The 11,926-nt window shown below is 70.0% G+C and carries 12 protein-coding genes; 7 read left to right on the forward strand and 5 right to left on the reverse strand.

The features are described 5' to 3' along the window. The first annotated feature begins 36 nt into the window (after window positions 1-36). Entirely contained in the window at window positions 37-2,109 is a 2,073-nt protein-coding gene (locus tag H4281_RS17965) for an AMP-binding protein (protein WP_182892064.1), read from the forward strand. A 41-nt stretch (window positions 2,110-2,150) separates the two neighbouring features. Here H4281_RS17965 and H4281_RS17970 read toward each other — a convergent pair whose 3' ends face one another. Further along, the gene (locus H4281_RS17970; protein WP_182892065.1) at window positions 2,151-3,035 is read right to left on the reverse strand and encodes a LysR family transcriptional regulator ArgP; all 885 of its coding nucleotides are present in this window, start codon (window positions 3,033-3,035) and stop codon (window positions 2,151-2,153) included. 106 nt (window positions 3,036-3,141) lie between these two features. Between H4281_RS17970 and H4281_RS17975 the strand changes: the two genes are divergently transcribed. The 5 genes from H4281_RS17975 (at window position 3,142) to H4281_RS17995 (ending at window position 7,987) form a co-directional block, all read left to right on the forward strand. Continuing rightward, window positions 3,142-3,711, forward strand: a complete 570-nt coding sequence (locus H4281_RS17975; protein ID WP_220507435.1) for a LysE/ArgO family amino acid transporter — start codon at window positions 3,142-3,144, stop codon at window positions 3,709-3,711. Window positions 3,712-3,781: 70 nt separating this feature from the next. Then, the gene (locus H4281_RS17980; RefSeq protein WP_182892067.1) at window positions 3,782-4,237 is read left to right on the forward strand and encodes a MarR family winged helix-turn-helix transcriptional regulator; all 456 of its coding nucleotides are present in this window, start codon (window positions 3,782-3,784) and stop codon (window positions 4,235-4,237) included. After that, window positions 4,234-5,031: an ABC transporter ATP-binding protein gene (locus H4281_RS17985; protein WP_182892068.1), complete on the forward strand. Its 798-nt coding sequence runs from the start codon at window positions 4,234-4,236 to the stop codon at window positions 5,029-5,031. The genes H4281_RS17980 and H4281_RS17985 overlap by 4 nt, the downstream gene beginning before the upstream one ends. Continuing rightward, window positions 4,991-5,812, forward strand: coding sequence for an ABC transporter permease (locus tag H4281_RS17990; protein ID WP_182892069.1), 822 nt, complete (start codon window positions 4,991-4,993; stop codon window positions 5,810-5,812). The genes H4281_RS17985 and H4281_RS17990 overlap by 41 nt, the downstream gene beginning before the upstream one ends. A gap of 45 nt (window positions 5,813-5,857) precedes the next feature. Then, entirely contained in the window at window positions 5,858-7,987 is a 2,130-nt protein-coding gene (locus H4281_RS17995) for a transglycosylase domain-containing protein (protein ID WP_182892070.1), read from the forward strand. 66 nt (window positions 7,988-8,053) lie between these two features. Here the strand turns inward: H4281_RS17995 and H4281_RS18000 are convergent, their stop codons facing one another. Together H4281_RS18000 and H4281_RS18005 are read right to left on the reverse strand one after the other, a co-directional pair. Then, entirely contained in the window at window positions 8,054-8,629 is a 576-nt protein-coding gene (locus H4281_RS18000) for a hypothetical protein (protein WP_182892071.1), read from the reverse strand. Then, window positions 8,626-8,961, reverse strand: coding sequence for a hypothetical protein (locus H4281_RS18005; RefSeq protein ID WP_182892072.1), 336 nt, complete (start codon window positions 8,959-8,961; stop codon window positions 8,626-8,628). Before H4281_RS18005 ends, H4281_RS18000 begins: the two co-directional genes overlap by 4 nt. Window positions 8,962-9,235: 274 nt before the next feature. Here H4281_RS18005 and H4281_RS18010 point away from each other — a divergent pair, with 274 nt between their 5' ends. Continuing rightward, window positions 9,236-10,849, forward strand: coding sequence for an AMP-binding protein (locus H4281_RS18010; protein WP_182892134.1), 1,614 nt, complete (start codon window positions 9,236-9,238; stop codon window positions 10,847-10,849). Window positions 10,850-10,926: 77 nt separating this feature from the next. Here H4281_RS18010 and H4281_RS18015 read toward each other — a convergent pair whose 3' ends face one another. Together H4281_RS18015 and H4281_RS18020 are read right to left on the reverse strand one after the other, a co-directional pair. Further along, window positions 10,927-11,334, reverse strand: coding sequence for an ATP-binding protein (locus H4281_RS18015; RefSeq protein WP_182892073.1), 408 nt, complete (start codon window positions 11,332-11,334; stop codon window positions 10,927-10,929). 2 nt (window positions 11,335-11,336) lie between these two features. Further along, complete coding sequence (locus H4281_RS18020) at window positions 11,337-11,711, reverse strand: STAS domain-containing protein (protein ID WP_067587041.1); 375 nt, start codon at window positions 11,709-11,711, stop codon at window positions 11,337-11,339. Window positions 11,712-11,926: the final 215 nt, after the last annotated feature.

Below are 11,926 nucleotides of genomic sequence, written 5' to 3' on the forward strand. Positions count from 1 at the left end.
GGAGCCCACACGCGTGCGGCGGCGAGGCGGATCGCGATGCGAGACGATGTAGTCGAGGCGAGTGCGGTGGTCGGGCACTCGCCCGAACAGGTGTGGCAGATCGTCGGCAGTCCCGAGCTGTACCCGAGGTTCGTCCCGGCGATCAGCTGGTGCGAGGTGACCGTGCCCGCGGTGCGCGGCCGAGGGCCGCACTGCCTGATCCGGCTGGCCCCGGACCGGCACACCATGGTCGAGGGCACGATTCACGCGGCGGTGTACCGCCCTGGCGAGCACGTCGTCTGGTGCGGGCTGCCGGACGAGCGGACCTGGGTGTCGGTCGAGCTGCGGCCGGTCCCGCGCGGCGGCACCGAGATCGTGCTGCGGATGATGCTCCCCTCGCTGCCCCAGGAGCACACCGACCTCCTCGCCCGCGGCACGGTGAAAGGCCTGCTCAAGCAGCTGGCGAAGCGGATCGGGCAGCAGCTGTCCGGGCTTCCGGGCGACCCGCCGGAGCAGGAGCCCGCCACCGCCCTGCGCACGGCGAACACGCTGGTCCGCGCGGGAGTGCTGGCCGCGGGACGGCCGGACAGGATGGTCAAGCAGCTCAGCTCGTTCGCCCGCTGGGGCGCGACCCTGGCCGGCGGATACCTCGCCGCGACCGCGCGCGGGGCCGACGACGTCGCGGTCCACGACGAGCGCAACACACGCACGTTCGGCGAGATCGACGAGCGCAGCAACCAGCTGGCCAACGCGCTGGCCGCGCTCGACGTGGAGGCCGGTTCGCGGGTCGCGCTGATGTGCCGCAACCACGCAGCGATGATCGAGGCGTTCGTCGGCTGCAGCAAGCTCGGCGCCGACGTCGTCCTGCTCAACACCGGGCTCTCCCCCGCCGCCGTCGAGGAGGTGCTCACGCAGCACCCGCCCGCCGCGGTGCTGGCCGACGACGAGTTCGCGCCGATCATCGCGTCGGTGCCCGGCGAATTCCCGCGCGTGAGCACCTGGGACGACGCCGAACAGGGCTACCGCACGCTCGACGAACTGCTCCAGGACGCCCCGACGACCCGGCCGAAGCCGAGCGAACGCGAGGGCCGGATCGTCGTGCTGACGTCGGGCACCACCGGGGCCCCGAAGGGCGCGCGCCGTCCGACGCCGAAGGGCGTGAGCACGTCGGCGACCGTTTTGTCGCGAATCCCGTTGCGGGCCAGGGACAAGATCGCGGTGGCCGCCCCGCTGTTCCACAGCTGGGGGCTGGCCGCGATGCAGCTCGGCATGGCGCTGCGCGCGGAACTGTCGCTGATCCGCCGGTTCGACGCGGAGCAGACGCTGCGCACGATCGCCGAGCACCGCTGCGACGCGCTGTTCGCGGTCCCGATCATGCTGCAGCGGATCCTCGACCTGCCCGAACGCGTGCGCAACCGGTACGACCTGTCGTCGCTGCGGATCGTGGCGAGCAGCGGGTCGGCGATGCCGGGCGCGTTCGTGACGTCGTTCATGGACACCTTCGGCGACGTCCTCTACAACTTCTACGGCTCCACCGAGGTGTCCTGGGCGAGCATCGCCGACCCGGCCGACCTGCGCGCCGCGCCGACGTCCGCGGGCCGCTGCCCGCCCGGCACCCAGGTCGCGATCCTGGACGACGAGCGCCGCCCGGTCCCGCCCGGCGACGAAGGCCAGATCTTCGTCGGCAACGACATGCTGTTCGACGGCTACACCAACGGTTCCAGCGTCCCCCGCGCCCACGACCTGATGGCCACCGGCGACGTCGGCTACCAGGACGCGTCCGGACGCCTGTTCGTCACCGGCCGGGCCGACGAGATGATCGTCTCCGGCGGCGAGAACGTGTTCCCGCGCCCGGTCGAGGAAGCCTTGGCCGCACTGCCGGGCGTGTCGGACGCGGCCGTGGTCGGCGTCCCGGACGACGAGTTCGGCCAGCGGCTGGCCGCGTACGTCGTGCTCCGCCGCGGCGCCCGCATGCACGCCGAGGACGTCCGGCACTACATCCACCAGCGGCTCGCGCGGTTCGCTGTGCCGCGCGATGTGTACTTCGTGCCGGAGCTTCCGCGGAACGCGACCGGGAAGATCGTGAAGCGGCTTCTCAACGACGATCTTTGGCCGATCGCGCAAGGCTGAGCCTCGTGAGTGGCGATGCCGGTGCTAACCGGCATCGCCACTCACGAGCCCAACGCGCGCCCGGCCGCCCTCGCCACCGCCTCCGCCACCGCGGCCAGCGACGGCGAGTCCAGCTTCCACTGCTGCCAGTACAACGCGACGTCCACCGCCCGGTCCGGCACGAGATCCACCAGTTCTCTCCCGGACAGCTGCAGTTCCGGCACCATCCCCCAGCCCAGTCCGGCTTCCACCGCGTCCACGAAGGACACCGACGCCGGGATGTAGTGCCGGACCCGGCTCGGCTGCTCGCGCCGGGTCAGGCGGCGCAGGAACTGGTCCTGCAGATCGTCTTTCCGGTCGAACACCACCACCGGCGCGGCGGGCAGTCGCTCCGCGGGCGAGCCGCCGTCCAGCCAGCGGCGCACGAACTCCGCCGACGCCACCGCCCGGTACCGCATCGTGCCGAGGCGGCTGACGGTGCAGCCCTGCACCGGCTGCGGCGTCGCGGTGATCGCGGCCATCACCAATCCTTCGCGCAGCAGGGCGGCCGTGTGGTCCTGGTCGTCGCTGCGCAGGTCGAACGAGACCGGCGGTTCGGCGGGGACCTCCTCGAGCGCGGACAGGAACCAGGTGGCCAGCGAGTCCGCGTTGACCGCGATCGGCAGCGTCGTCGGCTGGCCGGGCCCGCCGAGGCCCAGTTCCGCGCGGGTGTCGGATTCGAGCCGGGTCAGCTGCCGCGCGAACCGCACCAGCACCTCGCCGGATTCGGTGAGCCGCACGGGTTTCGAGCGCAGCACGAGCACCCGGCCGATCCGCTGCTCAAGCGCCTTCACCCGCTGGCTCACCGCGGGCGGCGTCACGTGCAGGACCGCGGCGGCCCGGTCGAACGACTGCTCGTCCACCACCGCGAGCAAGGTGCGGACCTGGTCGAGCGGAAGATCGGACATCACGAACGCTTATCTTAGTTCAGAATCTTTACCTGGAATAATCCGTGCGCCCGCTTCTACCGTCGGCGGGGTGATCGCAGCACTCAGCGCCGGGTTCGGCACCGGCATGTCCCTCATCGTCGCCATCGGCGCGCAGAACGCTTTCGTGCTCCGCCAAGGATTGCGCGGCGGTCTCGTCGGGCCGGTGATCCTCGTCTGCACGCTGTCCGACGCGGTCCTCATCGCCGCCGGGGTGAGCGGGATCGGGGCGGTGCTGCAGCGATGGCCGTCGGCGGTCGAGGCGATCGCGATCGTCGGCGGGCTCTTCCTTGTGGGGTACGGGATCCTCGCCGCGCGCCGCGCTTTCCGGCCGGGCACGCTGACCGTCTCCCCCGCGGACCTGTCCTCGCCGAAGCGCGTCCTCCTCACCTGCCTCGCGCTGACCTGGCTCAACCCGCACGTCTATCTCGACACGGTTCTCCTCCTCGGCTCCGTCGCGGCCGGACACGGCGACAGCCGCTGGCTGTTCGGCATCGGCGCGGCAGTCGCGAGCGCGGTCTGGTTCAGCACGCTCGGGCTCGGCGCGCGAAGGCTGTCCGACGTGTTCGCGCGCCCCGCGGCCTGGCGGATCCTGGACGGCGTGATCGCCGCGACCATGATCGCGCTCGGCATCGCACTGCTTCTCCACCGGGGATAACTCAGCAGGCTTCCGGCGAACGCGACATTTAGCGTTGCTAATAGCTCTGAGTTAGAGCTAACTTCGAAGCATGCCGTCACCCCGGATCGATCTCGCCGAACGCGTTCTCGCCGCAGTGCTGGGCGTACGCCGCGTCGTGCGCCGCCGGGTGCGGGCCGAACTGCCCGGACCGCACCTGCCGGGTTCGCAGGTGGAACTGCTGCGCGTCGTGCACCGGAACCCGGGCATCGGCGTCGCGGCGGCGGCCCGGGAACTCAGCCTGGCCGGGAATTCGGTGAGCACGCTCGTGAACGTGCTCACCGAGGCGGGCCTGCTGCGGCGCGAGGTCGATCCGGCCGACCGCCGGGCCGCGCGGCTGCAGCTCACCGACGCGGCCCGGGACCGGATGGCGGCCTGGCGGCGCACCCGCATCGGGCTGGTTTCCGCCGCGCTCACTCAACTGTCCGATGAGGACACTTCGGCGATCGTCGCCGCGTTGCCCGCACTCGAACGGCTCACCGAAGCGCTCAAGGAGGACACGGCATGAGCGAACCGGCGATCCGCTGCACCAATGTGCGGCACTCCTTCGGCGACACCGTCGCGGTCGACGGCGTGGATCTCGCCATCGAGCCCGGCGAGGTCTTCGGTCTGCTCGGCCCGAACGGAGCCGGGAAAACCACCACGATCCGGATGATCACGACGCTTCTGCCGGTCGCGCCGGACCGCATCGCCGTCTTCGGGCTCGACGTCGCCCGCCGCCGGATGGCCGTCCGCAGGCTGATCGGCTATGTCCCCCAACAGCTTTCCGCCGACGGCGCGCTCACCGGCCGCGAGAACGTGTCGCTGTTCGCCCGGCTCTTCGACGTACCGCGAGCCCAGCGCGCCGCCCAGGTGCGCGAGGCGCTGGGACTGGTCGGACTGGAGAACGACGCGGACCGCCCGGCGGGCCGCTACTCCGGCGGCATGATCCGCCGGCTGGAACTGGCGCAGGCGCTGGTCAGCTCGCCGCGGCTGCTGATCCTCGACGAGCCGACCATCGGCCTCGACCCGGTGGCGCGTTCGGCGGTCTGGGAGCGGATTTCCGGGATCCGCGCCAAAACCGGGATGACCGTGCTCGTCACGACCCATTACATGGACGAGGCCGAGCAGTACTGCGACCGCGTCGCGCTGATGCACACCGGCAAGATCCGCGCGCTCGGCACCCCGGCCGACCTCGAAGCCGGGCTCGGCCCGGAGTCCACATTGGACGACGTGTTCCGGACCGTCACCGGGAACGCGCTCGACGCAGGAGGGATCCGCGATGTCCGTGCCGCTCGCCGCACCGCCCGCCGTCTCGGCTGACCCCGGCCCGCTGGGGCAGTTGCGCGTGCTGTTCTCCCGGATCGGCGCGATGTGCCTGGTGGAACTGCAGAAACTCCGCCGGGACCAGACCGAACTGCTCACCCGGGCGATCCAGCCCGCGCTGTGGCTGCTCATCTTCGGCGAAACGTTCACCCGGCTGCGCGCGATCCCCACCGGTTCGGTGCCCTACCTCGATTATCTCGCGCCCGGCATTCTGGCCCAGTCCGCGTTGTTCATCTCCATCTTCTACGGCATCCAGATCATCTGGGAGCGCGACGCGGGCGTCCTCGCGAAGCTGCTCGTCACGCCCACCCCGCGCGCCGCGCTGGTGGCGGGCAAGGCTTTCGCAGCCGGGGTACGCGCCCTCGTGCAGGCGTTCATCGTGGTGATCCTCGCCGCGCTGCTCGGCGTGGGCCTGACCGCGAACCCGTTGCGGCTGCTGGGCGCCGCGGTGGCCGTTGTGCTCGGTTCGGCCTTTTTCTGCTGTCTTTCCATCGTTATCGCCGGTTTGGTGCTTTCCCGCGAACGGCTGATGGGCATCGGCCAGGCGATCACCATGCCGCTGTTTTTCGGGTCCAACGCGCTCTATCCGGTGAATCTGATGCCGTCCTGGCTCAAGGCGCTGAGCCATGCGAACCCGCTCAGTTATCAAGTCGATGCCTTGCGGGGATTATTGATCGGCACCCCGGAGAACCTGTGGGCCGACTTCGGCGTCTTAGTGGGTGCGACCGCGCTGGCGATCGCGGTCGCTTCGGCTCTGCTGGGAAGGTTGGCTCGATGAAACACCCTCGTCCGCACACCGGTTTCTCACCGGCACAGGCATAGGTTGGGAACCGTGTCTCGTCGCAGGGGGATAGCCCCGTTCCTCGGATTGTGCGTGCTGGCCGGGATTCTCGTCGCGGGCACGCTCGCCCCGGTCGCGATCGGCGCGGGCGTGCTGTCCAACCAGGTCAGCGATTCGGTCGACGCCATCTCCGCCGATCTGGTGCACGCGGAGCCGCCGCTCGTCACCACGGTGACCGACCGGTTCGGCGGAACGATCGCGACTTTGTACTCGCAGTACCGCATTCCGGTCACCGCGGCGCAGATCTCCCCGGCGATGAAAGCCGCGATCGTCGACATCGAAGACCGCCGGTTCTACAGCGAGGGCGGCGTCGACCCGCAGGGCATGCTGCGCGCCGCGGTGCACAACAGTTCCGGCGGGAACCTGCAAGGCGCGTCCACGCTCACCCAGCAATACGTGAAGAACTACCTCGTGAACGTCGTGGACCGCAACGACAAGGCAGCGCAGCAACGGGATCAGGAGGATTCGCTGGCGCGCAAGCTGCGCGAGGCGAAGATGGCCGTGCAGCTGAGCCAGACCGTGTCCAAGGACGACATCCTCGCCGACTACCTGAACGTGGTCGAATACACCGGCACGGTGTACGGGGTCGGCGCCGCCGCACAGGCGTATTTCGGGACGACCGCGGACAAACTGACCGTGCCGCAGGCCGCACTGCTCGCCGGAATGGTGAACAACCCCAACATCTACAACCCGTACACGCATCCGGACAAGGCGCTCCAACGGCGCAATCTGGTGATCGATTCGATGGTGTCCGCGCGCTCGATCCCGGCGTCCTACGGGGCGACCGCGAAGGCGACCCCGCTGGGCCTCAGCGGACCGCGGCCGCAAGCACCGTCGAGCACGTGCCTCGGCGCGGCTCCCGACGCCGGGTTCTTCTGCGCGTACGCGGTGCGCTACCTGGTGCAGTCCGGCCTCACCGCCGACCAGATCGACACCGGCGGATACACCGTGAAGACCACCATGGACCCGCACGTGAGCCAGGTGACGAAGGACGCGGTGAACGCGAACGTGCCGACCACGCAGGACGGCGTCGCCAACACGTTCGCGGTCGTGCAGCCCGGCGGCGACGGGCACCAGGTGCTCGCGATGGTCTCGAACCGCAACTACGGCACCGATCCCGACCAGGGCGAGACGTCCACGAACATCGTGGCCGACGCGAGCAACAAGTTCGGCGCGGGCTCGTCGTTCAAGATCTTCACCTCGGCCGCGGCGATGGTCGCCGGGAAGGCCGGCCTGAACACGCCGCTGCCGAACCCGTTCAGCGATTGCTTCAACCCGCCCAACATGAACCGGTACACGCACTGCTATCCGGTGAGCAACGACGGCACGAGCTACCCGAACCCGATCTCGCTGGCCGCCGGGCTGGCGACGTCGCCGAACGTCGCGTTCGTCGGCCTTGAGGCGCAAGTGGGCATGCCCGCGGTGCTGGACATGGCGCGGAAACTGGGCCTGCGCAACACCATGGCGACCAACGACGCGGGCAGCAAGCCGATCACCGACCCGTCCGACCCGCGGTCGAAGAACCCGCAGTACAACGAACCGCAGTCGCAGTACTTCCAGAACCTGCTGTCCTTCACGCTGGGCAACAGCCCGGTGAGCCCGCTGGAGATGGCGAACGTCTCGGCCACCCTGATGAGCGGCGGGATGTGGTGCCCGCCCGACCCGATCCTGTCCGTCACCGACCGCCACGGCCAGCCGGTCGCACTGCACCAGCAGGCCTGCGAACAGGTGATCCCGCCCGGCGTCGCGAACACGCTGGAAGCGGGCTTGAGCCAGGACACCACGATCGGCACGTCCGCCCGCGCGGCCCAGTCGGCGGGCTGGACCCACCCGGACATCGGGAAGACCGGGACCACGCAGCAAAGCGAATCCGTCGCGTTCGTCGGCGGAGTCGACCACTACGCCGTGTCCTCCATGGTCTTCGCCGACGGCCCCCACCCGCAGGAAATCTGCCCCGGCACCCCCGTCCACCTGGGCGACTGCGGCCACGGAGCGTTCGGCGGAACGGTCGCCGCGCCGCCGTACTTCGCCGCGATGAACCAGTTGCTGGCGGGGCAGCCGGATGTGCCGATTCCTCCGCCGGACCCGGCATATCTGGACGCTCACGCCTGAGCGGCGTTGTGCGCGCGCTGCGAGGGAAACCTCGCCGCCGCGAACCGGCGAGTGATCGCGGGGCGACTAACTGACCTTTGGGTCTGCATTCCCAGGAATCTCTTCAGCGCGATGCGTTCCCCCAGCGGGGCGCACCTCGTCAGCACGAGCACGGAGCATTCTTGCCAGCGACGCGCGAGCCTGCAATGTCCTTGGGTCGTCAGGGCCTAGAACACGCACCATGTCGGCAAGCAACGCCTCCCAATCGGCGATCTTCTGCGCGACATTGCCTGAAGTCCCGGATTCCGACTGGATCCTTTGCTGGGCCAGCGCCAGTCTCGCCTCCTCCGAAGGTTGCAGTGCCTCCACAAGCAGCGACGCCAAGCGACCTGCCTGGTGGGTCTCCGACGAGATGACATCCAGAAGCCGCTGCGCCTCCGCAGCTACGGCCGGGTTGTCGGAACTGGGAATGCTGCTCGCGCTCTCGGGTGCCCGTATTGCGGTTCGGTCGTCCGCGCCGGGAAGCTCAAGGACGTCGCCAACAACCATCTGCGCTATAGCTGTCACGACAGCAGGCGAGGTCCGGCGGAGATTTCTGTCCGTGACGAGGCGCAGCTGGGCCGCCGCGATCTCTTCTTCGGTCACATGGTGCAGTCGGCTCATAGCTCCTCGCCTCCTTCCACATCACGAATCAGTCTATCGAGCGCGTGGTGGTGGAACACGTCAAGCAGCTGGTTGTCGTCGTGGGTGGCCAGGCCGGATCTCCCCAGCTTCGCCAGCAGCTTGAGACCGGCCGCTCGCTTCCGGACCGAGTCGTCCAGCGCGAGTTCCGCGGCCCAAGTGAAGCGCCGCCACCACTCCTCGCGCCGCGCCGCGTCTTCACGCTGCTTCGTGGCCCGGTCGTTCGCGCGGGCTCCCATCCGCGCACCGGCAAAGGCTCCGGTGACGGTGAGCAGCCCAAGGGCAATGGTCACCACCAGCTGCGACCCTGACATCGCCCTCCCTCGAGGCTGGGTCTACCGAGCGCCCGAGCCTACTCAGTGGTGAGCCGTTCCGTTCGCGTCGATTCGTCAAGACCAGACGAGCGAGTGATTCGCTTCGCGACTGCGGGAGCGGTATTCGGAGCCTCCAGGCTGCCCCGGCAACCCCTCCCCGGCTGCGCTCCGTGCCCCCGCGAGCGCCGTCCGATGTTGCGTCTTCCTGACGGTCGTAAAACGTATTACAGTAGCTGGACGCGTGAATGGCCGTCGTCTGAATTGGGGGCACGTGGTGCAGCTCCAGCCGAGTGCGCATGTCGACACGTTCTGCCGGGACCACCTCCCGCCGTTCGAGCAGTGGCCGCGGTTGTGGTTCGACCTCCCCGAACTGCGCTACCCCGACCGGCTCAACGCGGCCACTCGCCTGCTCGACGACACGATCGCGCGCTGGGGAACCGACCGTCCCGCGCTGCTCTCGCCGACCGAATCCTGGTCCTACGGCGACCTGCTGGCCCGCGCCAACCAGATCGCCCACGAGCTCACCGCGCAGGGCGTCGTGCCCGGGAACCGCGTGCTGCTTCGCGGGCCGAACACCCCGTGGCTCGCCGCGTGCTGGCTGGGCGTGCTGAAGGCGGGCGCGGTGGCCGTCGCCACCATGCCGATGCTGCGGGCGCACGAGCTGTCGAAGATCATCGAGGCGAGCACGCCCGTCATCGCACTCTGCGACCACCGGTATCCCGAGGAACTGCAGTCTTTCGACCTCCCCCTCGTGCCCTACGGCGGCGACAGTCCGGACGACCTCGCCGTCCGCTGCGCTGCCCGTCCCGAGACCTTCGAGGACGTCGACACCGCCGCGGACGACGTCGCTCTCCTCGCCTTCACCTCCGGCACCACCGGCCGCCCCAAGGCGACCATGCACTTCCACCGCGACCTCCTCGCCATCGCCGACACGTTCTCCCGGCACCTGGTCAAATCCCAGGAAACCGATCTGTTCTGCGGCACTCCCCCGCTGGCGTTCACGTTCGGCCTCGGCGGCCTGCTGGTCTTCCCGCTGCACGCCGGCGCCGCGACGCTGCTCATCGAACGCGCCACCCCGGCCGAACTCGCCGACCTCGTGGCCGAGCATCACGTGACCGTCCTGTTCACCGCGCCCACCGCGTACCGCGCGATCCTGGCGTCCGACCGCCGCCGGTTGCTGTCCGGCTTGCGCCGCGCGGTGTCCGCGGGCGAAGCGCTGCCCGCATCCGTCGCGACCGACTTCCACGAGGCCACCGGCCACTGGCTCATCGACGGCATCGGCAGCACCGAAATGCTGCACGTCTTCATCTCCGCCGCCGACGAGGACGCCCGCCCGGGCGCGACCGGACGCGTCGTCCCCGGCTACCGCGCACAGATCGTCGACGACGACGGCCACCCGGTCCCCGACGGCACCCCCGGCCGCCTGGCCGTCCAAGGCCCGACCGGCTGCCGCTACCTCGCCGACGACCGGCAGACCGTCTTCGTCGAGGACGGCTGGAACCTCACCGGCGACACCTACGTCCGCGACTCCGACGGCTACTTCCACTATCGCGCCCGCAGCGACGACATGATCGTCTCGTCCGGTTACAACATCGCCGGGCCCGAGGTGGAAGAGGTGCTGCTGCGCCACCCGGATGTGCTGGAATGCGCGGTCGTCGCCGCCCCGGACGACGCGCGCGGCTCGATCGTCGCCGCTTACGTCGTCCTCAACGAGGGCGTCCCCGGCGACGAGGCGAAGGTCAAGGAACTGCAGGACTTCGCGAAATCCCTTGCCGCGCCGTACAAATACCCGCGGCGGGTGGAGTTCATCCCGGACCTGCCGCGCAATCCGAACGGGAAGGTCCAGCGGTACCTGCTGCGCCGCCGCGCCGCCGAACCGGTGAGCTGACCCGAACTTCCCGGCAGCCAGCCGCTGCGTCGCCGGCGCCGACAGCACTCCAAACCGGACTGTCGCGCCTCAGCCCGTCAGAGCTTCCAGCCCAGCGTGACCACCGTGCCGTCCGCGCCGGTCCGCACGTCCGCCCGGTCCGCCGTGGCCTGCACCAGCAGCAATCCGCGTCCGCGCACCGAAACCGGGTCGTCCTCGGCCTCGTCCGGCGGACGCCACTCGCCGTGGTCGGCGATCACGACCTCGACGCTGTCCGGCCGGCACACCGCGTCGAGGTCCACCAGCCCCGGTTCCCCCGGGTACGCGTGATCCGCGACGTTCGCCAGCGCCTCGTACCCGGCCAGCACGATGTCGTGCGCGCGATCGTCCGGGATGCCGGACTCCAGCGCCCAAGCCAGCAGCCGGTGCCGCAGCGCGCGCAGCGCCCCCGGCTCCGCCACGATCCCGTGACAGCTCAGTGCGCGGGTGTCCTCCTGCACGTCCATCGTCAGCCGCCCGCTCCGGCGACCCCGGCCAGCGCCTGGTCGACCGAGGGGAACAGCGCGATCCACTCGTCGAGGCCGGTGGTCGTGAACGGCCGCGAGGTGATCGAGGAGGTGCTCACGACCCGCAGCGCGCCCGCGTCGAGCTTGCGATGCGCGCCCGCCAGCACCTGCAGCCCGGACGAGCTGAGGAAATCGACCGCGCGCAGGTCGACCACCAGCACGCCGGGCTCGCGTTCGAGCACCCCGCCCACGAACTCGCCCAGTTCCGGCGCGGTGACCAGATCGATCTCGCCGCCCACGGTCACCACCGCGGCCGGTCCCCGCCACCGGACGGACACCTCGAGGTCGCCCGCGTCCTGCCCGTCTCCCGAAGCCACGATCACCGATCGTGCCCGATCGGACGGCGAATCGCCAGTGGACCACCGGACGGCGGCACCGCGCGCCCTCCGCCCGGCCGCGCGCCCGCTCCGCCATCGGCGGGTCCAGCGAGGGCCAGTCGCGGAGAACGGCACGTCAGACCGCGGCGCTACGGAACTCGCCGCCCGATGCCGAGGTCCGTGAAGGACTCCTTGAGGGAATCAGATTCCGCCAA

The organism is Amycolatopsis dendrobii (genome assembly GCF_014145675.1).
Classification (GTDB): Bacteria; Actinomycetota; Actinomycetes; order Mycobacteriales; family Pseudonocardiaceae; genus Amycolatopsis; species Amycolatopsis dendrobii.